Source organism: Mesorhizobium sp. LNJC391B00 (genome assembly GCF_000502535.1).
Classification (GTDB): Bacteria; Pseudomonadota; Alphaproteobacteria; order Rhizobiales; family Rhizobiaceae; genus Mesorhizobium.
The window spans coordinates 83,132-107,304 of record NZ_AYWI01000009.1; the positions used below are offsets into that span (position 1 = coordinate 83,132).

Annotated in this window: 24 protein-coding genes; 12 read left to right on the forward strand and 12 right to left on the reverse strand. The window is 64.4% G+C overall.

The annotated features are described in order from the left end of the window. Window positions 1-82: 82 nt before the first annotated feature. Together choW and choV are read left to right on the forward strand one after the other, a co-directional pair. Entirely contained in the window at window positions 83-937 is an 855-nt protein-coding gene (choW, locus tag X750_RS143810; RefSeq protein WP_023748147.1) for a choline ABC transporter permease subunit, read from the forward strand. Beyond that, window positions 934-2,115, forward strand: a complete 1,182-nt coding sequence (choV, locus tag X750_RS143805) for a choline ABC transporter ATP-binding protein (protein ID WP_023669996.1) — start codon at window positions 934-936, stop codon at window positions 2,113-2,115. Before choW ends, choV begins: the two co-directional genes overlap by 4 nt. 97 nt (window positions 2,116-2,212) lie before the next feature. Here the strand turns inward: choV and X750_RS143800 are convergent, their stop codons facing one another. Further along, window positions 2,213-4,243 carry a transcriptional regulator gene (locus X750_RS143800; protein ID WP_050588799.1) on the reverse strand — a complete coding sequence of 677 codons (2,031 nt, stop codon included), beginning with the start codon at window positions 4,241-4,243 and terminating at the stop codon, window positions 2,213-2,215. Between the two features lie 203 nt (window positions 4,244-4,446). On the opposite strand from X750_RS143800, the gene X750_RS143795 reads away from it, so the two are divergent. Both X750_RS143795 and X750_RS143790 read left to right on the forward strand, forming a co-directional pair. Further along, window positions 4,447-5,532: a pyridoxal-phosphate dependent enzyme gene (locus X750_RS143795; RefSeq protein ID WP_023748149.1), complete on the forward strand. Its 1,086-nt coding sequence runs from the start codon at window positions 4,447-4,449 to the stop codon at window positions 5,530-5,532. A gap of 19 nt (window positions 5,533-5,551) precedes the next feature. Then, window positions 5,552-7,021, forward strand: a complete 1,470-nt coding sequence (locus X750_RS143790) for an aspartate aminotransferase family protein (protein ID WP_023724976.1) — start codon at window positions 5,552-5,554, stop codon at window positions 7,019-7,021. A 27-nt stretch (window positions 7,022-7,048) separates the two neighbouring features. Here X750_RS143790 and X750_RS143785 read toward each other — a convergent pair whose 3' ends face one another. From X750_RS143785 to X750_RS143775, 3 genes are all read right to left on the reverse strand, one after another. Beyond that, window positions 7,049-7,453, reverse strand: coding sequence for a YciI family protein (locus X750_RS143785; RefSeq protein WP_023733367.1), 405 nt, complete (start codon window positions 7,451-7,453; stop codon window positions 7,049-7,051). Between the two features lie 93 nt (window positions 7,454-7,546). Further along, window positions 7,547-8,956 (reverse strand): ATP-binding protein, encoded by a 1,410-nt coding sequence (locus tag X750_RS143780; protein WP_023670001.1) that lies wholly within the window; start codon window positions 8,954-8,956, stop codon window positions 7,547-7,549. Continuing rightward, the gene (locus X750_RS143775) at window positions 8,953-9,669 is read right to left on the reverse strand and encodes a response regulator transcription factor (protein ID WP_023670002.1); all 717 of its coding nucleotides are present in this window, start codon (window positions 9,667-9,669) and stop codon (window positions 8,953-8,955) included. Before X750_RS143775 ends, X750_RS143780 begins: the two co-directional genes overlap by 4 nt. A 258-nt stretch (window positions 9,670-9,927) precedes the next feature. Between X750_RS143775 and X750_RS143770 the strand changes: the two genes are divergently transcribed. The 4 genes from X750_RS143770 to clpS all read left to right on the forward strand — a co-directional run bounded on the left by X750_RS143770 (window position 9,928) and on the right by clpS (window position 11,441). Then, window positions 9,928-10,230: a hypothetical protein gene (locus X750_RS143770; protein WP_023705925.1), complete on the forward strand. Its 303-nt coding sequence runs from the start codon at window positions 9,928-9,930 to the stop codon at window positions 10,228-10,230. A gap of 39 nt (window positions 10,231-10,269) precedes the next feature. After that, window positions 10,270-10,500, forward strand: a complete 231-nt coding sequence (locus tag X750_RS143765; RefSeq protein WP_023670004.1) for a hypothetical protein — start codon at window positions 10,270-10,272, stop codon at window positions 10,498-10,500. 154 nt (window positions 10,501-10,654) lie between these two features. Beyond that, window positions 10,655-11,002 carry a hypothetical protein gene (locus X750_RS143760; RefSeq protein WP_023705924.1) on the forward strand — a complete coding sequence of 116 codons (348 nt, stop codon included), beginning with the start codon at window positions 10,655-10,657 and terminating at the stop codon, window positions 11,000-11,002. Window positions 11,003-11,135: 133 nt separating this feature from the next. Beyond that, a complete protein-coding gene (gene clpS, locus X750_RS143755; protein WP_023683679.1) occupies window positions 11,136-11,441 on the forward strand; it encodes an ATP-dependent Clp protease adapter ClpS in 306 nt (101 codons plus the stop codon). Between the two features lie 187 nt (window positions 11,442-11,628). Here clpS and X750_RS143750 read toward each other — a convergent pair whose 3' ends face one another. From X750_RS143750 to X750_RS143735, 4 genes are all read right to left on the reverse strand, one after another. Further along, entirely contained in the window at window positions 11,629-13,713 is a 2,085-nt protein-coding gene (locus X750_RS143750) for a membrane protein (RefSeq protein ID WP_023748150.1), read from the reverse strand. Window positions 13,714-13,924: 211 nt separating this feature from the next. Beyond that, window positions 13,925-16,750, reverse strand: a complete 2,826-nt coding sequence (locus X750_RS143745) for a DUF4159 domain-containing protein (protein WP_023748151.1) — start codon at window positions 16,748-16,750, stop codon at window positions 13,925-13,927. Then, window positions 16,747-17,661 carry a DUF58 domain-containing protein gene (locus X750_RS143740; protein ID WP_023683683.1) on the reverse strand — a complete coding sequence of 305 codons (915 nt, stop codon included), beginning with the start codon at window positions 17,659-17,661 and terminating at the stop codon, window positions 16,747-16,749. Before X750_RS143740 ends, X750_RS143745 begins: the two co-directional genes overlap by 4 nt. Then, window positions 17,661-18,665 carry a MoxR family ATPase gene (locus X750_RS143735; protein WP_023670009.1) on the reverse strand — a complete coding sequence of 335 codons (1,005 nt, stop codon included), beginning with the start codon at window positions 18,663-18,665 and terminating at the stop codon, window positions 17,661-17,663. The genes X750_RS143740 and X750_RS143735 overlap by 1 nt, the downstream gene beginning before the upstream one ends. Before the next feature lie 144 nt (window positions 18,666-18,809). Here X750_RS143735 and X750_RS143730 point away from each other — a divergent pair, with 144 nt between their 5' ends. Genes X750_RS143730 through X750_RS143720 form a run of 3 tightly spaced genes read left to right on the forward strand, consistent with a single transcriptional unit; the run spans window position 18,810 to window position 21,339 of the window. Beyond that, window positions 18,810-19,439 (forward strand): DUF1285 domain-containing protein, encoded by a 630-nt coding sequence (locus X750_RS143730; protein WP_023670010.1) that lies wholly within the window; start codon window positions 18,810-18,812, stop codon window positions 19,437-19,439. After that, the gene (locus X750_RS143725; protein WP_023748152.1) at window positions 19,439-20,071 is read left to right on the forward strand and encodes a CoA pyrophosphatase; all 633 of its coding nucleotides are present in this window, start codon (window positions 19,439-19,441) and stop codon (window positions 20,069-20,071) included. Before X750_RS143730 ends, X750_RS143725 begins: the two co-directional genes overlap by 1 nt. Beyond that, a complete protein-coding gene (locus X750_RS143720; RefSeq protein WP_031243197.1) occupies window positions 20,068-21,339 on the forward strand; it encodes a CCA tRNA nucleotidyltransferase in 1,272 nt (423 codons plus the stop codon). The genes X750_RS143725 and X750_RS143720 overlap by 4 nt, the downstream gene beginning before the upstream one ends. A gap of 6 nt (window positions 21,340-21,345) precedes the next feature. Here X750_RS143720 and X750_RS143715 read toward each other — a convergent pair whose 3' ends face one another. From X750_RS143715 to hemF, 3 genes are all read right to left on the reverse strand, one after another. Continuing rightward, on the reverse strand, window positions 21,346-21,531 hold the full coding sequence (locus X750_RS143715) for a DUF1059 domain-containing protein (protein WP_023670013.1): 186 nt from the start codon (window positions 21,529-21,531) through the stop codon (window positions 21,346-21,348). A 230-nt stretch (window positions 21,532-21,761) separates the two neighbouring features. Next, entirely contained in the window at window positions 21,762-22,022 is a 261-nt protein-coding gene (locus X750_RS143710) for a DUF1344 domain-containing protein (protein WP_023670014.1), read from the reverse strand. A 238-nt stretch (window positions 22,023-22,260) separates the two neighbouring features. Beyond that, window positions 22,261-23,175, reverse strand: a complete 915-nt coding sequence (hemF, locus tag X750_RS143705) for an oxygen-dependent coproporphyrinogen oxidase (RefSeq protein WP_023695814.1) — start codon at window positions 23,173-23,175, stop codon at window positions 22,261-22,263. 275 nt (window positions 23,176-23,450) lie between these two features. On the opposite strand from hemF, the gene X750_RS143700 reads away from it, so the two are divergent. Next, window positions 23,451-23,708, forward strand: coding sequence for a hypothetical protein (locus X750_RS143700; RefSeq protein ID WP_023683688.1), 258 nt, complete (start codon window positions 23,451-23,453; stop codon window positions 23,706-23,708). Here X750_RS143700 and soxR read toward each other — a convergent pair. Next, window positions 23,705-24,151 carry a redox-sensitive transcriptional activator SoxR gene (gene soxR, locus X750_RS143695; protein ID WP_023691595.1) on the reverse strand — a complete coding sequence of 149 codons (447 nt, stop codon included), beginning with the start codon at window positions 24,149-24,151 and terminating at the stop codon, window positions 23,705-23,707. The two genes, X750_RS143700 and soxR, sit on opposite strands and share 4 nt — an antisense overlap. Window positions 24,152-24,173 lie beyond the last annotated feature (22 nt).

Sequence of the window (24,173 nt, forward strand, 5' to 3'; positions counted from 1 at the left end):
GCCCTTTTTCATATCCTGTGAGAAGATGACCTAACGACAGCGGAGGCCGGAAGCAGGCGGTCTCTCGCATGAGAGGGGCGATATGGATCCGATTTCGAAATTCATGGTCGATCACAAGATACCGATCGGCGCCTGGGGAAAGGCGTTCTTCGGTTTCCTCACCGACAATTTCGACACCGTGTTCAGGGCCTTCTCGAATGGCCTCAATTTCTTGCTCGACGGGCTGGTTGGCATCCTTTTGATGGTGCCGCCGGTGCTGCTGGCGCTGATCATCGCCATCATCGCCTGGCTGCTGCAGCGCTCTCGGCCGCTGGCCATAGGCGTCTTTCTCGGCCTGATCTTCATCATCAACCAGAATCTCTGGAAGCAGACGGTGCAGACGCTGGTGCTGGTCGTGGCCGCCGCCGCCATGGCGATGGCCATCGGCGTGCCGCTCGGCATCTGGGCCGCGCACAAGCCGAAGGTCTACCGCATCATGCTGCCGGTGCTCGACCTGATGCAGACGCTGCCGACCTTCGTCTACCTGATCCCGGTCCTGACCCTGTTCGGTCTCGGCAACGCGCCCGGCCTCATCGTCACCATCATCTTCGTCATCCCGACCGCGGTCCGGCTCACCCACCTCGGCGTCGTCTCGGTGCCGAAGTCGATCATCGAGGCCGGCGAGGCGTTTGGCGCCACCAAGCAGCAGCTGCTGTGGAAGGTCGAATTGCCCTCGGCGCTGCCGACCATCATGGCCGGGCTGACGCAGTCGATCATGCTGTCGCTGTCGATGGTGGTGTTTGCAGCACTCATCGGCGCCGGCGGCCTCGGCACTGAAATCAACCGCGCGCTCGGCTCGCGCCGTATCGATCTCGGGCTCGAGGCGGGTCTGGCGATTGTCGTACTCGCCATCGTGCTCGACCGGATGACGCGTATCGGCATTGGAGGCAAGAAATGACCGTCGCCGTTGACTTCAAGAATGTCGATATCGTCTTCGGGTCCGACCAGGCCGGTTCGCTGGCGCTGATCGACGGCGGCGCCACGCGCGCCGAAATCCTCGAAAAGACCGGCAATGTGCTGGGTTGCGCCGGCGCCAGCCTGACCGTGCATGAGGGCGAAATCTCGGTGCTGATGGGCCTGTCCGGCTCGGGCAAGTCGACGCTGCTGCGGGCGGTCAACCGGCTCAACGTGGTGTCGCGCGGCCAGGTGCTGGTCAAGGACGGCGACAATATCGTCGATGTCGTGACCTGCGATCAGGCGACGCTGCGGCGGCTGCGCCAGAAGCAGGTGGCGATGGTGTTCCAGCAGTTCGGCCTGCTGCCTTGGCGTACGGTGGAGGAGAATGTCGGCCTCGGCCTCGAACTCGCCGGCGTGCCGGAGCAAGAGCGCAAGGAGCGCGTGCAACGCCAGCTGAAACTGGTCAATCTCGACCAGTGGTCGAAGAAATACGCGCATGAGCTGTCCGGCGGCATGCAGCAGCGCGTCGGCCTGGCCCGTGCCTTCGCCACCGAGGCGCCGATCCTGCTGATGGACGAGCCGTTCTCGGCGCTCGATCCGCTGATCCGCACCAAGCTGCAGGACGAATTGCTGCAGCTGCAGGCGGAGCTGAAGAAGACCATCATCTTCGTCAGCCATGATCTGGAAGAGGCGCTGAAGATCGGCACCCACATCACCATCATGGAGGGCGGTCGCATCGTGCAGACCGGGGCGCCGGAAGACATCGTGCTCAAGCCCGCCAATGACTATGTCCGCGACTTCATCGCCAATGTGAATCCGTTGTCGGTGCTGACCGCCTGGAACGTCATGCGCGACAGCCGCGACCTCGAGCACGGCGATAATGGCTGGGTGTGGCTCGACCGGCGCAAGACGACGCGCTTTAAGATCGACGAGCACGGGCTGGTGGCGGCGGCGGAACGCGACGGCAAACCGGCGGTATGGGTTTCGTGCGCCGATGTCGAGGCGCAGCCGGAGGAGACGGCGCAAGTGTTCTGGGCCAATCCCGGGACCTCGCTGAAGACGGTGATGCTGGCCATGCACCGCTCGCAGACGGCACCCGTGGCGCTGTTCGACGACCAGTCGCGCTTTGTCGGCGCGATCGGGATACGCGATGTGCTGAGCGCGGTGTTGCGGCGCTAGATCATGATGAGATTTGGTTGAAATCTCATCATGATCTAACCATTTGTTGGAGCATGATCTTTTCTAAAAACCGGTACCCACTTTTTGGGATCATGCTCTAAGCCAGCCCGATACGCGTGGCGCCGAGCTTGAACAGGGCTGTGGCATCCCGGTCGAAGCGGAAGGTGTCGATGAAGTCGTCGGCTCGGTAATCCGGAAGCGTCTTGCGGATGGCGGCGGCGAAGTTTTTCGCCTCGTCCAGCCGCCCAGCCAACGCCAGGCAGTGAGCGGCGATCGACAGGATGATGACATGGGCGTTGGGGCGGGCGGCCGCCTTCAGCGCCCATTCGGCCGCCTCGTCGAACTGGCCGAGGCGGACATGGGCCATGGCGCGCGCGCCCAGCATGCCGAACAGCATCGGGTCGAACGGCGACAGATGGCGCGAATGATCCGACGATCCGATCGCCGCGTGCGGGTCGCCCGACTGCGAATGCACGAACGACAGCGCATAGTGGCCAAGCGCGAAGTTCGGGCTGAGGTCGACGGCTCTTTGCAGTTCGAGCACGGACGCGTCACCCTCGCCGCGCAGCCACAGCGCCCGGCCCATCGCCCAGTGCGCGGCGGGATTGTGATCGTCGACCAACAGGCTTTGGCCGGCTGCCTCAAAGGCAAGCGCGCTGTCCTGGTCGCGGTCGCCCCAGCGCTGGAAGGCGCTCTGCCAATGGGTGAAGGAGAGGCCGGCATAGGCGCGGGTGAAGGTCGGATCCTGCCTGACAGCAATGTCGAAGAAATGCCGTGCGAGGTCGTTCTCGCTGCGGGTGAAGCGATACATGTGCCAGAGGCCGCGATGGTAGGCCTCCCAGGCGTTAAGTGAATTGGGCGCTTTCAGCATGGCGCGGTTGCGCTCGACGGTCTCGATCTCGGATGAGACCGAGGCCACGATGCTGTTGCCGATATCGTCAAGCACGGCGAAAAGATCGTCGGGCTTGCGCTCGAAGGTCTCGGCCCAGACGATCCTGGCTGTGCGGACCTCGACGAGCTCGACGGTGATGATCAGGCGGCCGGTCAGGCTGCGCACCGTGCCGGTGGCGACATAGTCGACATTCAGCCTTCGGCCGGCATCTTCCGGCGCGATGTTCCTTTCCGCCAGCGCAAAGACCGAGCCCCGGGCGATGACAAAGAAGTCCCTGAGCTTGGCGAGGCGGGTGATGATGTCGTGGGTCAAGCCATCGGCCAGCCCGCCACGAACGCCGCTACCGGCGTCTTCGGCAAATGGCATCACGGCCAGCGCAGCCTTGTGCGGCGTCGCGGCTTCGGTGGCGGCAAGCGCGATCGGACTGTGGCCCGCCACCGGCGCAACCGCAGGCTGTGCCGGCAAAGTGGCGCAGTGACGTTCCGCGCGAATGGCAAGCCACGCCTGGCGCACGGGGCCGAAATCCAGCTCTTCCGATTGGAAGAGCGATGCTGCTGCGGCAAGATGGTCCTCGCAGGCACGGAACTGGCCGCGCCGCGCCAGCCTCACCAGGAGTGCGACATGGGCGCTGCTGTCGAACGGGGTCAATTCCAGCCATTTTTCGAGATGGGCGGAGACGTCTTCGGAATCGGCCGGCAGCGTCTTGACCAGATGTTCCAGTATAGCAGCTTGGCAGGAACCGAAACGGCGGCGCTGCGCGGTCAGCCAGTTGTTGAAGAGAGGGCTGCGGTCGATCTCCAGCCCTTCGAGGAAGTCGCCGACGAACAGGTCGGAGAGCAACTGCAGTCGCGTCGGCTCGAGCGTTTCGATGCCTGCGGCAGCCGCCGCCGCGACATCCAGAACGTCGACTGAGATGCCGTCGAGGTCGAGCGCGATCGTATCGCCCGATGTTTCGATCCTGCGGCGGCCCGGTTCGTCGAGCGCGGCCCGCAGCTTGCTCAGGCACCAGCGAAGCTCACCCCTGGGATCATTTGGAACATCCCACAGCAACTCGCAGAGCTTGCCACGTCCGACCGGATGGGGCGCCAGCGCCAGATAGGCCAGCAGCGCGCGCAGCTTGCGCGATGCCGGCAAGACCACCGGGACGCCGTCGCGCGCAATCGTCGGCGGCCCAAACAGGCGCACGACAACACCTTGATGGCTGCTCGCCAGGCTCGATTCCACGCCAGATACCACGCCTGCTCCCACGCTGACCTGTCGGCCCCTGCTTTACCACCGAGCACGACAAAGTGCACCCGGCTCGCAAAATTTGTGCGCCGAATGTGGTGTTTACCACACTGCCGCACGTCAAGGACCTGTAGTGCGGCAAGGTGTCGAAATCTCGCCGCCCAAACCGCCGGTGTGTAACCGGCCCGTGAGCAAGAACCAGGAGTTTACCCATGTTGCATCAGCAGAAAATCAGAACCACGGCCGGCCGCGGCCGCCTGTTCGACAGCATTCTCGACACCATCGGCGACACGCCGGTCATCCGCGTCAATAATCTCGGACCGGCGCACGCCACCATCTACGTCAAGGCCGAGTTCTTCAATCCGGCGGCGTCGGTGAAGGACCGGCTGGCGCTCAACATCATCGAGGAAGGTGAACGCACCGGCGCGCTCAAGCCAGGACAGACCATCGTCGAGGCGACCAGCGGCAACACGGGCATCGGTCTTGCCATGGTCTGTGCGCAGAAGGGCTACAAGCTGGTGGTGACGATGGCCGACAGTTTCTCGGTCGAGCGCCGCAAGCTGATGCGGATGCTGGGCGCCAAGGTGGTGCTGACGCCGCGCGCCGAGAAAGGCTTCGGCATGTACAAGAAGGCGGTGGAACTGGCCGAAGCGAATGGCTGGTTCCTGGCCCGCCAGTTCGAGACCAAGGCCAACGCCGACATTCATGAAGCTACCACGGGACGCGAGATCGTCAACGATTTCGCCGGCTCGCGGCTCGACTATTTCGTCACCGGCTACGGCACCGGCGGCACCGTCGCCGGCGTGGCGCGGGTGCTGCGCCGCGAGCGGCCTGAGACCCGGATCGTGCTCACCGAACCGGCCAACGCGCAGCTTGTCGGCAGCGGCAAGCCGCAGATGCGTGGCGCCGGCGGAGCGCCGGCCGCCAGCCATCCGGCTTTCGAACCGCACCCGATCCAGGGCTGGACGCCGGATTTCATCCCGCACGTCCTGCAGGAGGCCATCGATGGCAACTTCTATGACGAGGTGATGCCGATCGCCGGGCCGGAGGGCATGAAATGGGCCAAGGCGCTGGCGCAGCAGGAAGGCATCTTCACCGGCATTTCCGGCGGTTCGGCTTTTGCCGTGGCGCGCCAGATCGCCGGCACGGCACCGGCCGGATCGGTGATCCTGTGCATGCTTCCCGATACCGGTGAACGCTACATGACCACGCCTTTGTTCGACGGCATCGAGGCCGAGATGAATGCGGAAGAGCTTGCTCTCTCGCGCTCGACGCCCGGTTGCCAGTTCCCGGCATGATGACGCGGGAGCAAATTGCATGGACGCGATGCCTGTCACCTCGGCTGCCGAGGAAACGCTTGACCCCTCGGACTGGGCCGATGTGCAAAGCCTGTCGCATCGGATCGTTGACGATGCCGTCGCTTACCTGCGCGATGTCAGGCAACGGCCGGTGTGGCAGGAGATGCCTGGAGATGTGAGGCATTTCTTCACCGCCTCGCTGCCGCAATCGCCGACCCCGCTTGCCGACATCTATGGCGATGTCGTGGACAAGGTGATGCTCTATCCGATGGGCAACATCCATCCGCGCTTCTGGTCCTGGTATATGGGGTCGAGCAATTTTACCGGCGCGATCGGCGATTTCCTGGCGGCAATCCAGGGCTCCAATCTCGGCGGCGGCAACCATGCCGCCGCCCTGATGGACGGCCAGGTGGTCGACTGGTGCAAGCAGATGATGGGCATGCCGGCTTCGGCCAGCGGCACGCTGGTCAGCGGCGGTTCGATGGCCAACATCATCGGGCTGACCGTGGCGCGCAACACCAAGGCCGGCATCGACGTGCGCGAGCACGGCGTTGGAGCAATCGAAAAGCCGTTGCGTTTCTATGGCTCGGACCAGGTCCATTCCTGTCACCGCAAGGGGATGGAAGCGCTCGGCCTCGGCAACAAGGCGCTGCGGCGCATTGCCAGCGACGCCGGACTTCGCATCGACATCGAAGCTTTGCGGGCGGCGATATCGGAAGATCGCGCGGCCGGGTTCAAGCCGGCCTGCATCATCGGCAATGCCGGCACTGTCAACACCGGCGCCATCGACGATCTGCAGGCGCTGGCCAAACTGGCGCATGAGGAGGATCTCTGGTTCCATGTCGACGGCTGCATCGGCGCGCTGATCGCGATCGCGCCCGAGAATGCGCGTCGTGTCGCCGGCATCGAATGGGCCGATTCCATCGCGCTCGACCCCCACAAATGGCTGCACGCTCCGTTCGAGGCAGGCTGCGCGCTGGTCAGGGATGCCTCGGCGCATCGCAAGACCTTCGCGGTGACGCCGGAATATCTGGAATCGACACCGCGCGGCCTCGCCTCCGGCCAATGGCTGCACGATTACGGTCTGCAGACGACACGCGGCTTCAAGGCGCTGAAAGTGTGGATGGCGCTGCGGGAACACGGCGTCGAAAAATTCGGCCGTCTGATCGACCAGAACATTGCGCAGGGGCAGTATCTCTCAGGCCTGATCGAGGCTCAACCGGCGCTCGAACTGACAGCGCCGACCAGCATCAACATCGTCTGCTTCCGCTATCGCGCGGAAGGGCTCGATGGCGAGCGCTCGAAGGCGCTCAACACCGAGATCATGCTGAGGCTGCAGGAAGAAGGCATCGCCGCCATTTCCGATACCACGGTGCAAGGCCAGCATTGCCTGAGGGTGGCGATCAACAACCACCGGACCCGGCGCGAGGATCTCGACCTTCTCGTCGCCGAAACGGTCCGCCTGGGCAACGAGATCGCTTCTGCCTGACCGGCCATGGGGTAGGGCAAGCGGCTCTCAGCCGCTGGCGGCCTCCTGGAAATCGCCCTTCGTCACGGGGAACGCCAGGCCGGGAAGGTAAAATGTGATCGGCCGGATCTCGTACACCGCCGAGGGGTTCACGCGGCGCAAGTCGCGCGCAGCCGCAATCGCCGCCTCCTGCGTGGCGCAGTCGAGGACATAAAGACCCAGCAATTGTTCCTTGGTCTCGGCAAACGGCCCGTCGATGACGATGCCGTCTCCCGGACCACGCAGCGTGACGGCGTCGGCGGTCGCGCCCAGTCTTGCCGCCGGCCCGAGCTTGCCTTCGCGGGTCAATCTGGCATTGACCTCGAGCAGGTCGTGCATCAGCGCCGCGTCCTGCTGCGGCGTCAGGGACTGGATGGTCTGTTCGACGTGATAGGCCAGGATGGCGTAAAGCATGCGGCGATCTCCTCCTGTTCGAGCGGCCGCACTATTGCAAGGTTGGGTTGGTTGATCCACCCCCGGTGCCCATCGAGACGCTAGTCTGCTGCCTTATGCCGCCAGCGGCAGGCTGAGCTCCGTCAGCAGGCCGCCGCGAGGATGGTTGGACAGGTTGACATCGCCGCCGGCGGCACGCGCAATGTTGCGGGCAATGGTCAGGCCTAGCCCGAGACCGCCGGTCTGGCGGTTGCGCGATTGCTCCAGCCGCACGAAGGAACCGAACACCTGGTCGAGCTGCGCCTGCGGTATGCCCGGCCCCTCGTCGCGGATAACCAGCGTGACCGTGCCGTCCGACTGCCGCAGGCTGACATGGGCTTTCTTGCCGTAGGTCACGGCATTCTGGACCAGATTGTTGACGCAGCGCTTGAGCGCCACCGGCCGCGCCATGCAGATCATGCCACGCGGCCTGGCGCCGTCATGGTCGAACGTGACGTCCTCGAAACTGTCGGCGATCGATTCCACCAGCGACCAGAAATCGATCCGCTCGCTCTTCTCCTCGGTGACTTCGAAGGTGGCGAAGTCGATGACGGAGCTGGCGATGCTCTCGATGTCGGCGAGGTCGTGGGCGAGCGCCTCGCGCGCCGTCGATCTGCGCAACAGCTCGAGGCGCAGCCGCATGCGGGTCAGCGGAGTGCGCAGATCGTGGGCGAGCGCGGCGGCCAGATGTTCGCGGTCCTCGACATAGTCGCGCAGCCTCACCTGCATGGCGTTGACGGCTTTGGCCGCGGCGCGGATTTCGCGGCTGCCGGTCTCGGCGATCGGCGGGCTCTTCAGGTCCGTGCCGATCCGGTTGACCGCCGTTTCCATCATCCGATAGGGCGCCGTCAGCCGGCGTAGCGACCAGATCGACATGATCACCACCAGGGCCGCGATCAGCGAATAGAGCGGCAGGCTGTCGAAGCTCAATATCGGTCCGACCGGCGTGTTGGGCTCGGTGAAATTCAGCCATTGGCCGTCGGCGAAGCGGACAGATGCCGTCAGCTTGTCGCTCTGGGCGAAGCTGGCCGCCAGCGATAACAGGTCGCGCTCCACCGCGCCGACATCCTTGGTCACGGCCACACCGCCAGGCGCGTTGGCTGCCTGGGTTGCCGGATCGCGCCGGACGCGGGCGTCGGTGATGCCGAATTTCGACAGCCGCCCGACCAGGATGTCCTCGAGTTCGGCCAGTTCGTCGTCGCCGGCGATCGACGAGGTGACCGCGGGCGTGTCCGAAACGGTGAGCGCATAGGTGGCGTTGAACAGACCGGAGGCCGTCAGCTTGCGCTGCTCCGGCGTGTCGTCATGCATCAACTGCACCAGCGAATAGGCGCGGTCGTTAAGCCGGTAGAGATCGACCTCGTCATTGGCGACGGCGCGATCGCGCGAGACGATATAGAGCGTAGCGACCTGGCTGATCAGCAGGCCGGCAATGACGATGAGCAAAACCCAGACCGGCAGGGTTTGCGGCAGGAACCGTCTCATTCGGAGGTGGTCTCGGGCAGGAACTGGTAGCCGCCGCTGCGCACGGTCAGGATCAGTTTCGGCGTCTTGGGGTCGTCTTCCATCTTGCGCCTGAGACGGCTGACTAGGATGTCGATACTGCGATCGAAGGAATAGTCGCTGTCGCCGCCGGAAAGCTCGATGAGCTGGTCGCGGGTGAGCACGCGCTGCGCGCTTTTGACGAAGGTCTGCAACAGGTTGAACTCCGCCATCGTCAGCTCGACCCTGACGTCGCCCGGCGCCATCAGTCGGCGGCGCGAGCAGTCCATCGTCCAGCCGGCGAAATGATAGATCTGCTTGGTGGTGGCGCGCTTCGGCTCGGCAGCACCATTGCGCCTCAAAACGGCGCGGATACGGGCCAGCAGCTCGCGCGGGTCGAAGGGCTTGGGCACATAGTCGTCGGCGCCCATTTCCAGGCCGACGACGCGGTCGGTGGTCTCGGTCACCGCGGTCAGCATGATGATCGGCGTCGAGTAGCTGGCGCGCAGGTCGCGGCAGAGTTCCAGCCCGCTCTTTCCTGGCAGCATCACATCGAGCACGATCAGGTCTACCTGCGTGCGGCGCAGTATGTCTTCCATCTCGACGCCGTCGGCGGCAACCGTGGTGCGCAGGCCGCGCTTCTGGAAGAATTCCTGAAGCAGGTCGCGAATGCCCTTGTCGTCGTCGACGATCAGTATGTGCGCATCGGATTTCACGGCGATCCTGTCATTGCTGGCGGCCGGTCGGCGGCTGCCTTCTGAGTCTGCTTCTGTGGCGTCACCCACACGATAGAATTCTGGCCACATGTTGGCCAGCGGCGATGATCGCCCGCAAAGCCGATTTGCCAGAAACAATCCAGAAACAAAATTCTATAGTCCGGAAAAACTCCCGAAAAAAATCAAGGGCATAAAGGGTGTCGTGGCGGTCAGGACATCGGCTGCGACGCGAAGTCTCCGGAGTAACGGACATTACCGATGCACAGGTTCACGATCAGCTTGATGGGTGCGCTGCTCAGCATTCCGCTCGTCACAGCCGCGATCGGAGCCACAACCGCAAAGGTGACGCCGATCACAAGGAGCGAGCGCTGCATCGATCTCAATCGCCAGGTAGACGAAGCCCTCGAAACCCATGCCGCGGCAACGCAGGTCACCGCGGCGAAAGCACTGCAAAGAAAGGGAAACCGGTTCTGCGCCAACAAGAAACAGGCACAGGGTATCCGGATGCTCGCGAACGCTTTGAAGCTGCTTGGAGTGACACCGATCGACCCGGTTCAGTGACACTCGAAACTCGACCCGCACAAAGAAGGAAATGAAGCCATGAAAAAGTCCATCCTCTCCGCCACCGGTCTCGCCGTCGCTCTCGCTTTCGCAATGCCGGCTCTGGGCAATGCCGCTGCCACCACGACCGCTGCTCCGGCTGCTTCCACGACCACCGCTCCGGCGACCACGACCGCCAAGCCCCCGGTGAAGAAGGTCGTCGCCAAGAAGCCCGTCAAGAAGCACAAGAAGGCGAAGAAGGTCGTCAAGACGGACGCCCCGAAGGCCTGATCCAGACAGCCAACAGGTTTGTCTGTAACAAGGCCGCTCCAGCACCCCCCGGCTGGAGCGGCCTTGTCGTGTGAGAGCATGATTACCCGTTGATGGGTGCCGGCCACCCAGGACTTTAACCCGTTTGCAATGCCGGTCCGGTAGGATAGCCCGCATGAAGAAGCGGCTTTCATCCATTCTGCGCTCGATGGCCATCGGCGGCCTTGTGGCCTCGGCCATGGTCAGGGTGCTGATCCAGTTCACCGCCAGCCCGGTGCCCGATCCGGTGAGCGGGCGCACGGAGCCGTCGCTGTTTGCACCGGCAATCTCCAGCAGCTGGCAATACATCACACCATGGCAAAGCCTGCTGCTGACCGTGATCACCGGCGCGGCGCTGGCCTGCTTCTTCGGCTGGCTCGCGGTCGCCTGGGTCGAATACAAGGCGGCCGGATCAAGGCCCGATGCGGCATCCAGCGCACGGCAATTCCAGGCTCGTCGCGTCGCCGACCGCCAGGGCCGTTGAACCGCAGCGCACAGTTCCTAAATTTGTGAACGGCAGCACTTCCGGGAAGCCGGTTTGGCGCGCCGATCAAAATGGACGACGGCTTTCCCCCATGACAAAGTGAGAGCGACCCCTCGCGCGATACCGGTTCCCGATGCCTGAAATCAGCTCCAAACCCCGGACCAAGACCAAGCCGCAGACCGAGCGACCGAAGCTCTACAAGGTCATCCTCATCAATGACGATTTTACGCCGCGCGAGTTCGTGGTGACGGTGCTGAAGGGCGAGTTCAAGCTCAGCGAAGACCAGGCGAACCGGGTGATGATCACCGCGCACCGGCTCGGCGTTTGCGTCGTTGCCGTCTTCACCAGGGATGTGGCCGAGACCAAGGCGACACGGGCCATCGACGCGGCCAAGGCCAAGGGGTACCCGCTGCTGTTTACGACGGAGCCGGAGGAGTAGGTTGAGCGTCTTTCTCCCCGTCACTATACGGGGAGAAATGTCCGGCAGGACAATGAGGGGCAGCGCCGAGTCGATGACAGTTCGCTTGCGCGGGCCGAGGAGATTGCCAACAACCTCAGGCTCGCGCTGCCCCTCATCCGCCCTTCGGGCACCTTCTCCCCGTGAACCGGGAGAAGGATAAGCGGTGCTACCGTCCCTCTCTGTACCACATCGCGCCCATGGCCAGCAGCAGCAGGCAAAGGCCGAGGAAGCCGCCGAACAGGGGTACGCGCGAGACGGCTTTGAGCACGCTGTCGTCGGTGCTGCGCAGGCCGATCCAGTCTGCGCCCGAGGCCGCACCGGAGGCGCGGACCGGGACGATGGAGGGCAGGGCGACACTGCCGGTGATCTGGCCAAGGGTGGAGGAGGCCGCCAGCCGGCGCACGCTGCCGCCGGTGGCCTCAGTCGGAGCCTTCAACCGGTCCTCGGTGGAGACGACGTCGGAGAATTCCGGCGCGTTGACCGGGCCGACATGGGCGAGTGCGGTCAGGTCACCATTGCCGATCTGGTAGAGGCCGATCTCCTTGGTCTCGATGCTGCCCAGGAAAACGCCGGGTTCGGACTTCTCCAGCTTGACGATCAGCGCCTTGCCCGAAGGGGTGATCACCTGCGCCGGGCCGGGATCGTCGCTCATCGTCTGGCGGCGGATTTCCAGCATCATGCCGCGGCCGTCGGCAGTCAGCCGCTCTTCCTCGAGTTCAGGTTCCTTCATCAGCCAGTGGGCGATGCGGCGGTAAAGCTGGACATGCGGGCCGCCACCCTCGAAGCCGCGCGCCCATAGCCAGCCCTGATCGGACAGAAGCATGCCGACGCGGCCTTCGCCCTTATGATCGAGCAGAAGCAGCGGGCGGTTGTCGGCGCCCTTCATCACCACTTCGCCTTCGGGGTTCTGTACGCCGATGGTGCGGAACCAGCGGCTCCAGCGCGGCGGCTCGGTCGCCGAGCCGTCGAGGCCGCGCGTCACCGGATGGCGCTGGCCGAGATCGGTGAGGCGCGGATAGAAGGCCTTGTCGATGACTTCGCCGGTCGGCATTGCCGGCAGCGACGACATTAGCGGGGTGCGGGCGATCGAGGCGTCGCCGGCATATTCCGGCCCGGCGGCGATCAGCAGCGCGCCGCCCTTTTCGACATATTCGGAGATGTAGTCGTAATAGAGGATCGGCAGCACGTCGCGGTGCTGGTAGCGGTCGAAGATGATGAGATCGAAATCCTTGATCTTCTCGACGAACAACTCGCGGGTCGGGAAGGCGATCAGCGACAGTTCGTTGATCGGCGTGCCGTCCTGCTTTTCCGGCGGCCGCAAAATAGTGAAATGGACGAGATCGACCGAGGCGTCGGATTTCAGCAGATTGCGCCACGTGCGCTCGCCGGCATGCGGTTCGCCGGAAACCAAAAGCACGCGCAAGTTCTCGCGGATGCCGTCGATCAGCGCGATGGCGCGGTTGTTGGCGTCGGTCAGTTCACCCGGCTCGCGGTCGATGGAGAGTTCGACGATGTTGCGGCCGGCGCCGGGGATGGTCACCTGCAGCGGCATCGCCTGGCCGATGGTCGCCTCTTCGACCGCGACCTGCTCGCCATTTACCGAGACGCGGACATCGACCGGGCCGGTTTCGCCGTCGGTGGCGATGACGCGGTAGGTCATGTCGAGCGGCTTGCCGACGAGGCCGAAGCGCGGCGCGTTCTCGAAGCGGATGCGGCGGTCCTTCTCGTGCTCGTTGCCGGTGATCAGCGCGTGCAGCGGCGCATTGAAGTCGGGGGCGGCCGGTGCGTCATGCACCTCGCCATCGGTGATCATGATGGCGCCACCGATGCGCGAGGGCGGCACGTCGCGGAAGGCGCCTTCAAGCGCTGCAAAAAGCTTGGTCTCGGTGCGCTCGTCGGCGGCTTCCGACTTGCCGGCCTCGACGACGCGGACGTCGAACTGCTTGAAGCGGCCAAGGCGCTGCTGCAAACCGGCAAGCGCTTCGTCGGTCTGTTTGGTCCGGTCGCCGATATCCTGGCTCTGGCTGCGGTCGACGATGACGGCAACGACGCTCTTCAGCGCCTCGCGCTCCTCATCGAGGAAGACCGGATTGAGGAGTGCTGCGCCCAGCGCAATCAGCGCCGCGAAGCGGAAGATCGCGCCGCGCTGGCGAAACCACAAGCCGACAGCGGCCAGCACCAGCAGCGGTGCGAGCACCAAAGCCAGCAAGGGCCAGGACAGCAGCGGTTCGAACGAAATCGACCAGTTCATCGTTTACCCTCCCTCTTGTGGGGAGGGTCGATCCGCGTAGCGGAGCGGGGTGGGGGTAGGCGACAGAGCGCTGGCTGCACCCCCACCCCGGCCCACTGTCTTCGCTTCGCTGCGACAGCGAGCCGAGCCTCCCCAAAAGGGGGAGGGTGAGGGTGAGGCTGCGCCGCCGGCGCCAGACAGGATCGAGACGAAATTAGCCAATACTGCCATCCTATTGCCCCAACCGTTCGAGCAGGATGGGCACGTGCACCTGGTCGGATTTGTAGTTGCCGGTCAGCATGTACATCATGATGTTGACGCCGGCGCGCAGCGCATAGATGCGCTGCATCGGATCCGATGGCACGGTCGGCAAAAGCGGGTCACCATTCCCGTCGACGGCCCAGGCGCCGGCAAAATCATTGGCGGTGATCAGGATCGGCGAGACGCCGTCGCCGACGCGTACCGGCCGATTCTCGGCATTGCTGGCCTCGAGCGAGGCTTCCACCCAGAGCGGGCTGCCGGAGAAGCGGCCGGGAAATTCGGGCAGGATGAAGAAGGATTTGGTCAGCACATGGTCGGCGGGCACCGGCTCCAGGGGCGGCACGTTGAGATTGCCGAGAATGTCGCGCAACCGTTCCGTCGCCGGGCTCGCCGAATCCGCACCGATGCCGTTGGCGAACTGGTCGCGCGTGTCGAACAGCACCGTGCCGCCCTGCTGCATATAGGCGTCGATGCGGGCGATCGCGGCTTGGCTCGGCATCGGCGCGGAAGGATCGATCGGCCAGTAGATCAGCGGATAGAAGGAAAGCTCGTCCTTCGAGATATCGACGCCCGCCGGCGCGCCCGGCTCGAGCGCGGTCTTCTCGATCAGGAAGCGGGTCAGGCCTTCGAGCCCGGCGCGGCTGATCGAATCGTCACCGGGCACACCGGTCAGCACATAGGCGATGCGGGTCTTGGCAATATCCTCGATTGCCGCGGCATCGCCGGGCTTGGCGTCGTCGGCGTGGGCGAGGTCGGCATGGCCAAACAGCATGCCGAGGCCAAGCAGCAGCGCAGCCGTCGTTGCTGCGGCCGATCGGCCGCGGCGCGGTCGGCGCGACATCAGCCCGCCCATCCAGAACACCGCCAGCGTGTCGAGCAGCATAAGCGCAAGTGCCGCTGTGACCAGCGATCCCTTGAGGTCGCGCGATTCATCGAAAGCGTACTGGATATTGGTCACCGGCACTGTGAATTGCGGGCGCACCAGCGGCGCGAAGGCGGTGGCCGGTTCGAGCAGATTGTGGGCGAAAACGCCGGTTTCCGAGCCGTAGAGGCCGGGCGGGTTCTCGAACGTCACCGGCAGCGTGCCGGCGCCGGGGACCAGCGGTCGCGCGTCCGGCGTCGGCGGCACCAAAGTGCCGTCGGCGGCTATCATGCGATAAGGTGCCAGCGACGTAGCAGCGGCTTCGGCGTTGGCAACCGCCGCACCCTGGTTGCGCGACAGCTGCACGATGCGCCGCAGCATCTCGACGAAGCTGCCGGAGATCGGCAGCGTCGACCATGTCGCTTCCGGGGTGATGTGGAACAGAACCAGCGTGCCCTTGCCCTTCTTCAACCCGGTCACCAGCGGGGTGCCATCGGCAAGGGTTGCCCAGGTGCGTTCGACGATGTCCGGCGTCGGTTCGGCCAGCACCTGCCGGCTCACCGTGACCTCGGCCGGCGGTGCGAGGTCGGCGAACGGGCCGTTCTTCGGGAATTCGGTCACCGCCTGCGGCGTCGTCCATGACAGCGCGCCGCCAAGCGAGCGCTCGCCGGTGCGCAGCCTGACCGGCAACAGATCATCGTCATTGCCGGCGGCGGCCAGCCGCGAACCGGCAAAGCGCACCAGCGTGCCGCCATTGTCGACCCAGTCGACCAGCCGCTGATGGACCTGCGGCGGAATGGTACCGATATCGGCCATGACGATCATCGCCGGCTTCTGGTCGAGAAGCTGCGGGATGGCGTCGGCGAGATCGACGCTCGACGGTTCGACCAGATCGGCGAAAGGCTGCAGCGCGCGCCTGATGTAATAGAGCGGCGACAGAAGCGGCTGCGCCTGGTCGGCCTCGGCCTGCGATAAAAGTCCGACGCGGCGGCGCTTGGAGCTTTCGTCGAGCACGCGCACCGCACCTGCCTGGCGTTCGCCGTCGAGCGCGATCAAGGCGAAGTCGTTGCGCAGTTCGAACGGCACCGCCATCGTGCCGCTGGCGGTAGTCTCACCCGGCGCGAAGGTCAGCGTCGCGTCGGCGATGCGGCGGCCCTTGTCGTCGAAGGCGCCGGCGGTGACTTGTGCCGGCGCCGGGTCGCCGGGCGCGCGGATGGCGGTCAGGGCGAAGCCGTCGACCTGATTTTCGGCGCCAGTGAGCCCAGTCAGCGCCAGCCGGTCGGAATTGGCCCAGACGACACGGGCGGCATTTTTCGACAGCAGTGTGTTGAAGGCGGCCTCGTCGCCCTTTGCCGCAAGGCCGTCGGCGAGAACGGCAACGCTGGCGCCGGGCAAGGTTTCCAGCACGCCGGCGACGCGGGCATAGACGGCGGGTCGGTCGGTTGGGATCGGCCTCGGCTTGGCGGCGCGCAGCCGGTCGAGGGCAGCCGCGGCATCGAAGGGGCCGATCTCGGCGTTCGGCTTTTCGGCGGTGAAGGCGATGACGACCGGTACGCCGTTCGAACCGGCATCGGCGATCAGCCGCTGGGCGGTGGCGACGCGCTTGCCCCAGTCGGCGGCACTCGCCCAGTCATTGTCGATGACGAGCGCCAGGGCGGCGCCCTCGGCCGGCAATTTTTCGCGCGGATTGAAAACGGGTTCGGCTAATGCCGCGACGACAAGGGCTGCCATCAACAGCCGCAGCAGCGTCAGCCACCACGGGCTCTGCTGCGGCGTTTCCTCGCGCTTCAGCACGCGAGCGAGGATCTTCAGCGGCGGAAACATTTCGGACTGCGGCTTGGGCGGTGTGAGCCTGAGCAGCCACCAGATCACCGGCAGCGCGAGCAGGCCCCACAACACCATGGGAGCGCCAAAGGAGAGCGGCAGCCAGCTCATGCGCCGGCCCTTCCCACGAATGCGCCATCGGCGGTCATCGCCATGTGGATGCGCACCAGCGCCTCGGAAGCGAGGCGATCGGTGTGGTTGACGGTGTAGCTCCAGCCGAGGCGCTTGCACCAGCTGGCCATCTCCTGGCGGCGGGCGGTGTAGAGCAGGCGGTATTCGTCGCCGAGCATTTCGGCGCGGCCGGCGGTCAACTTGTCGCCGGTCTCGGGATCGGTGAATTCGGTGCGGCCGGCATAAGGAAAGGTCTCCTCCGCCGGATCGGCAACCTCGATCAGATGCGCACGCACGCCATGCCGCGCCAGCACATCGAGCCATTCCATGGTCTCCTCGACCGGGTCGAGGAAATCGCTCACGACGACGATGTCGCAGAAGCGGCGGATGGCGGACAGGTCAGGCTTTGCTGGCAGGTCCGCGGCGTGCATCAATTGCGCTGCGATGCGCTCGGCGCCGTTGCGGGCGGTGAACGGATCTGTCAGGCCGGGCCATGCGATGCGCTCGCCGCTGCGAGATAGCAATTCGGCCATGGCCAGTGCCAGCACCAGCGCGCGCGATTCCTTGGAAACGCTGGCGCCAGTCGATTTGTAGAGCATGGAGGGCGATGGGTCGGCCCAAAGCCACACCGTGTGGGCTGCTTCCCATTCGCGGTCGCGCACATAGGTGTGGTCGTCCCGGGCCGAACGGCGCCAGTCGATGCGCGAGGAATCGCCTTCGACATAGGGGCGGAACTGCCAGAAATTCTCGCCGATGCCGCGCTTGCGGCGGCCATGCCAGCCGGCAATTACCGTATTGACGATACGGCGTGCCTCGACCAGCAGGTCCGGCACCAGCGAAGCCCGCAACCGGCCCCTGGCGAGCGCGTCGCGCGTCGCTGCCGGTGCCTGGACTTCGCCGATACGTGCCATCAGATTCCTTTGGCCAGTTTCGCCACCACGTCGCGCACAGTCGTGCCCTCGGCGCGGGCGGCAAAGGTCAGCGCCATGCGGTGCTGCAGCACCGGTTCGGCCAGCGCGCGGATGTCGTCCACCGACGGCGCCAGCCGCCCGTCATAAAGCGCGCGCGCACGGGCGCACAGCGTCAGCGCCTGGCTGGCGCGCGGGCCGGGACCCCAGGCGACATGCTTGTCGGTCTCGGCATTGCCCTGGCCGGGACGCGCCGAACGCACCAGTTTGAGGATGGCGTCGACGACGCTTTCGGGCACCGGCATACGGCGGATCAGCGTCTGGATTTCCCTCAGCCGCGCCGGCTGCAGCACGTTTTGCGCCTTGGCGTCCTCGATGCCGGTGGTTTCGAGCAGGATGCGCCGCTCGGCCTCGATTTCGGGATAAAGGATGTCGACCTGCATCAGGAAGCGGTCGAGCTGCGCTTCGGGCAGGGGATAGGTGCCTTCCTGCTCCAGCGGGTTTTGCGTCGCCAGTACATGGAAGGGCGCGGGCAGGTCGTGGCGAATGCCGGCGATGGTGACGTGATATTCCTGCATCGCCTGCAGCAGCGCCGACTGGGTGCGCGGCGAGGCGCGGTTGATCTCGTCGGCCATCAGCAATTGCGCGAAGATCGGGCCGGAGATGAAGCGGAAGGAGCGCTTGCCGGCCTCGTCCTGTTCCATCACCTCTGAGCCGAGAATGTCCGACGGCATCAGGTCGGGTGTGAACTGGATGCGGCGCGAATCGAGGCCGAGCACGACACCGAGCGTTTCGACCAGCTTGGTCTTGGCAAGGCCGGGCACGCCGACCAGCAGCGCATGGCCGCCGGCAAGCAGCGCCACCAGCGTGCGCTCGACCACCACTTCCTGGCCGAAAATGACGCGGCCGACGCCGTCGCGCACCCTGGAAATATCGGCCAGCGCCGTCTCGGCCTGGGCGATCATGTCCTTTTCGCTGATTGGGCTTTCCTTGACCATTACGCTCATGCCGCATCGATCCTTGTGCTGGAAGTACCGGCTTGCACTGTAGAGCCTTAGAATGCCGCGATTCGGCTTCGCCTGGCGCCTACGAATGAATTTAAATCACAGACTTAGGCTGACAAGCGGAACAACAGTGACTATTTCGTGACCATGACGGAACGCTCCGAACATCGCGAACACAGCCTTGCTGCCGCAACCGAGGCGCGCGGTCTCGAAGCGTTGATCTCGCGTGCGGCTCGCGCCGGCAAGGGCGCGGCGCCGGTGGAGCGCTGGAATCCCGACTTTTGCGGCGATCTCGACATGGAGATCAAACAAGACGGAACGTGGTTCTATCTCGGCACGCCGATCGGCCGCATGCCGCTGGTGCAGCTGTTTTCCAGCGTGCTGCGCAAGGACGAGGATGGCAGGACCTATCTGGTGACGCCGGTCGAACGGGTCGGCATCCGCGTCGTGGACGCGCCTTTCATCGCGGTTGAAATGGATGTTTCCGGCGCCGGCGCCGAGCAGACCATCACTTTCCGCACCAATGTCGGCGATGTCGTCGAGGCCGGACCTGGCCATCCGCTGCGCTTCGTCGACGAGAACGAGACCGGCGGCCTGAAGCCCTATGTGCTGGTGCGCGGGAGGCTGGAAGCGCTGGTGGCGCGGCCGGTGATGTACGAACTGGTCGAGCATGGCGAGGAGATCGATATCGGCGGCAAGACGATGTTTGCCGTGCGCTCGAAAGGCGAAATCTATCCGATCATGCCGGCGGAAAAACTGAAGCGGCTGAGCGCATGATGGATCAGGTGAGGCCGCGGCCGTTTTCCACAGCGGATTTTCGCGCGCGGGTCGCCGCGCAAGCTGAAGCCCATGCCGGCGACGATTATGGCGATCATCGCTTCAACCCCGGCCATCCACGGTTGACGCAGCTCAAAGCGCTGCGCGACGCCGCGGTGCTGATCCCGGTCGTCGATCATGGACGCGATGCGACCGTGCTTTTGACCAAGCGGGCGGAAAAACTGCGCAGCCATTCCGGGCAGGTGGCTTTTCCTGGCGGCACCATTGATCCCACCGATGCGACCCCGGAAGCAGCGGCCTTGCGCGAGACCTTCGAGGAGATCGGCCTCGGCCATGACCGCATCGAGATCATCGGCCGCATGCCCGATTATGTCGCCGGCAGCGGCTATCGCATCGCGCCGGTGCTGGCGATCGTCGAGCCCGGTTTTACGCTGTCGCTCAATTCCGACGAGGTCGACGCCGCCTTCGAAGTGCCGCTTTCGTTCCTGATGGATCCGGCCAACCACACCAGGGACAGCCGCATGTGGAACGACCTGGAATGGTTCTTCTACGATATGCCCTATGGCGGCCAGCGCATCTGGGGCGTCACCGCCGGCATCATCCGCACGCTCTATGAAAGGCTCTATGCTTGAGTGATCCGATATCGCTGGCGGGCAGAGCCGACTGGCTGGGTGAAAAGCATCTGCAGCGGCTGCTTGCCGTGCTGGCGCAGGGCGGCGAGGAAGCCCGCATCGCGGGCGGCGCGGTGCGCAATGCGCTGATTGGGCAGCTGGTCGCCGATATCGACGTTGCTACCACTTGCCTGCCCGAGGAAACCGTTCGCCGCGCCGAGGCGGCGGGCTTCAAGGCGGTGCCGACCGGCATCGAGCACGGCACGATCACGGTGATTGCCGGCGGCGCGCCCTATGAGGTCACCACGCTGCGCGCCGACATCGAGACCGATGGCCGCCGCGCCAAAGTGTCGTTCGGCCGCGACTGGAAGGCCGACGCCGAACGGCGCGATTTCACCATCAACGCGCTCTATGCGGAGGCTGACGGGACGGTCGTGGACCTGGTCGGCGGCGTCGGCGATATCGAGGCACGAAGGCTGCGCTTCATTGGCGATGCCGAGCAGCGGATCCGCGAAGACTATCTGCGCATCCTGCGTTTCTTCCGCTTTTTCGCCTGGTATGGCGAGGGTCGGCCCGATGCCGAGGGATTGAAGGCCTGCGCCCGGCTCAAGGACGGTCTCGCCCATCTCTCGGCCGAACGCATCTGGTCCGAGCTGAAGAAGTTGTTATCGGCCCCAGATCCGTCGCGCGCCTTGCTGTGGATGCGCCAGGCCGGCGTGCTCACCAGCGCCCTGCCGGAAAGCGAGAAATGGGGCATCGATGCCATTCATGAGCTGACCAAGACAGAAAAGGATCTGGGCTGGGCGCTGGACCCGCTGCTCAGGCTGGAGGCGATCGTGCCGCCCGATGCGGAGAGGATGAAGACACTGGCCAAGCGGCTGAAACTTTCGACCACTGAGGCGGAGCGCCTGCGCCACTGGGCGCTGACGGCTGCCGTCGAGCCCAAGACAAGCGAAGCGGAACTGGCCAAGAAACTCTATTCCGGGGAGCGCCAGGGTTTTCTCGATCGCCTGCGGCTGTCGCTGGCGTCGGCGCGAGCGCGGGCTCTCGAGGACAATGACGCGCTGGTTCAGGCCGGCGGGTTTTCGCGCCTGCTCGCTTTTGCGCTGAAATGGGAAAAACCGGTGTTCCCAGTCAAGGGCGGCGATCTGACGGCGCTTGGCGCGTCGCCGGGGCCAATACTCGGTGCGATCCTGAAAAACCTGGAAAAGGAATGGATCTGGTCCGGCTTTGCGCTCGATCGCGACGCGCTGCTGGAGCGCGCCGCGGAAGCCTTGAAGGCCAGATAGGACTGCTCAGGCCGCGTCGCGAACTTTCTCGATGCGCGAGCGGATCGCCTCGATCATCGTCTCGCGAATGACCGTTTCGCCATGTGTCTCGCGCATATGGTCGACGGCGCGGCGCATGACCTCGGCTTCCTCACCGGCACGCGTGTGCCACTCACAGCCGGGAACGAGCGAGCCGCAATGGAATTCCTTCATGGGATTTTCTCCTTTCCTCCTTGGAGCCTGTGCCTCTCATGGGCACACGAAGCTCCGCCATCTCTGTTCCGCGCCCTGTCACAGCAGTCGGTTTCGGGGGCACGCACGGGGGAGCTAGCATAACACGGTTCGACCATTTTGGTTGCCGTGGTGCGAAAAAGGCGGAGCAGCGCTGCTCCGCCCCTCTTGTCAGGCTAAGCCAAAGGCGAGACCGTTCGGTCTTGTCCCGGTCACTTCACGATCTTGACGGACTCGGCAACCTTGTTCTTGCCGCTCATGTCCCAGGAAACGCGGACCTTTTCGCCGGCCTTCAGGCCAGGATCCTTGAAGGTCTTGGGCAGCGTAAAGGTCGATCCATCGTCCAGAACGAGGCTCATGGCCGTGCCATCATAGGTCTTGACCGTGCCCGTGGTGTGCTTGACCGCGGCAAAGGCAATCGAGCCGGAAGCGAGAAGGGCAGCGGCGGCTGCCGAAACAATGAGCTTTCGCATGTAATACTCCTGGAAATGCGGGCATCCGTTTGGAAAATGCTCCGCCTTGTTCAGGGCCGTCCGGTAGCGTCGTGTCGCGGTTCGGGACTGAACCGCCGGCGCTTCCCGGCCCGAAACGACAAATAGTCGTTTTATTTCAATCGCCTATTAGACGAAAAAGATAATGGCGATGCCACATTGGCTGCCCAGATTCGGCGAATGGGACGTCAATGCGGCTCACGTTTCGCTCACCGATTTTTTACGGCCACCTGACCTCCGGCGGCAGGCTGGACAGGATCGAAGCGACATTGCCGCCGGTCTTCAGGCCGAAGATGGTGCCGCGATCGTGAAGAAGGTTGAATTCGACGTAACGGCCGCGGCGAATGAGCTGCTCGTCGCGGTCGTCGTCGGTCCAGTTCTCGTTGAAATGGGCGCGAACCAGGTGTCCGTAGACGACAAGGAAAGAACGCCCGACATCCTGGACGAAGTTCAAATCGGCATTCCAGCCGCCTTTCTCCTCCCCCGAATGCAGCCAGTCGAAAAAGATGCCGCCGACGCCGCGCGGCTCGTGGCGGTGCGGCAGATAGAAATACTCGTCGCACCAGGCCTTGAATTTGGGGTGGTCGGCGATCGCAGCGTTCTTCTCGCAGGCGAACTGCATGGCTCGATGGAAGGCGACCGTGTCGGGGTGATCTTCCGTGCGGTTGCGGTCGAGCACCGGCGTCAGATCGGCGCCGCCGCCAAACCAGTGGCGCGACGTCACGACCATGCGGGTGTTCATGTGCACGGCCGGCACGTTGGGGTTCCAGGGATGCGCGATCAACGAAATGCCTGATGCCCAGAAGCTCGGGTCTTCCTCGGCGCCGGGCATCTGCTTCCTGAATTCGGGCGAGAATTCGCCATAGACGGTCGAAGTATGGACGCCGACCTTCTCGAAGACGCGGCCGCGCATCATCGCCATGGCGCCGCCGCCGCCCTTTCCATTGTCGCGTTCCCACGGCGTCTTCTCGAAGCTGCCGGGCGACCATTCGGCCAGTGGTCCCTGCAGTTCCTGTTCGATCTGCTCGAAGGTTGTGCAAATGCGCTCGCGCAGCGTCTCGAACCAGAGCCTAGCCTTCATTTTCTTCTGTTCGATGTCGGGTGGCAGGCCTGCCGGTATTTCTGGTCGTTCCAAAATGCTGTCTCCGGTCGCGGCCGACAAAGGACCTAGTGGAGTGAATTTGACATTTGCACACAGCGTGGCGCAGGGCACGATGCAAATGTCAAATTCGAAAACTCCACCAGAAACATAAACTTGCTAGTGGTCCTTGTGATTCCAACATTCGCAACGGCGCCTGGGGATTAGGGAGGCGAATGTTGGAATCGGACCACTAGCCTTTTCCGGGCGCGATCCCTAATCTCTTAGGGGCAAGGGTCAAGTGTCATCTGGTTCGGCCCAGGAGTTCTTTCATGCGCACGCCGGCAAGACCGCCGCTGCATGGCCTGAAGAAAAGGCTCGATCGTTCACGCGCCGAGCGCGAGCGCATGCCGCGTGACGGGTTTTTGCGCGAGACCTTCGTCCTGCCGCGCCCCGATGCGCGGCTCAAGGCCAAGGAATGGTTCGAGCGTTTTCCCAAGCAGGCCTACTGGACCGAGATCGAAAGCTGGTTCGAGCGGCCGGGCGACGTAATCGAATTCACCATACGGCGGCTGCCCGCGGCGGATTAGGATTCCACAAGCAGTCGCCTTGCGCCCGGCCCTTGCGCACTCAAGCGATCTTCCCTGTTTCGCAGCGGGCATTTGTCGATCGACATGCAGCCGCAGCCGATGCAGTCGGTAAGGCCGTCGCGCAGCTTCTTTAGCTGAGTGATCTTGCGATCGAGGTCGTCGCGCCAGCCGGTCGACAACAGGTTCCAGTCCTCGCGCGTCGGGGTACGGCCTTCTGGCAGCGATTCAAGTGCGGCGCCGATCTCGGCCAGCGAGATGCCGACCTCCTGGGCGATCCGGATGATCGCCACCCGCCGCAGCACGTCGCGGCCATAGCGCCGCTGGTTGCCCGACGTGCGGTGGCTGCGGATCAGCCCGCGCGCCTCGTAGAAATGCAGCGCCGACACCGCCACGCCGCTGCGCATGGCCAACTGGCCGACCGTCAATTCCTTTACCGGAGCCATCTCGATTTTCCGCTTGACCTCA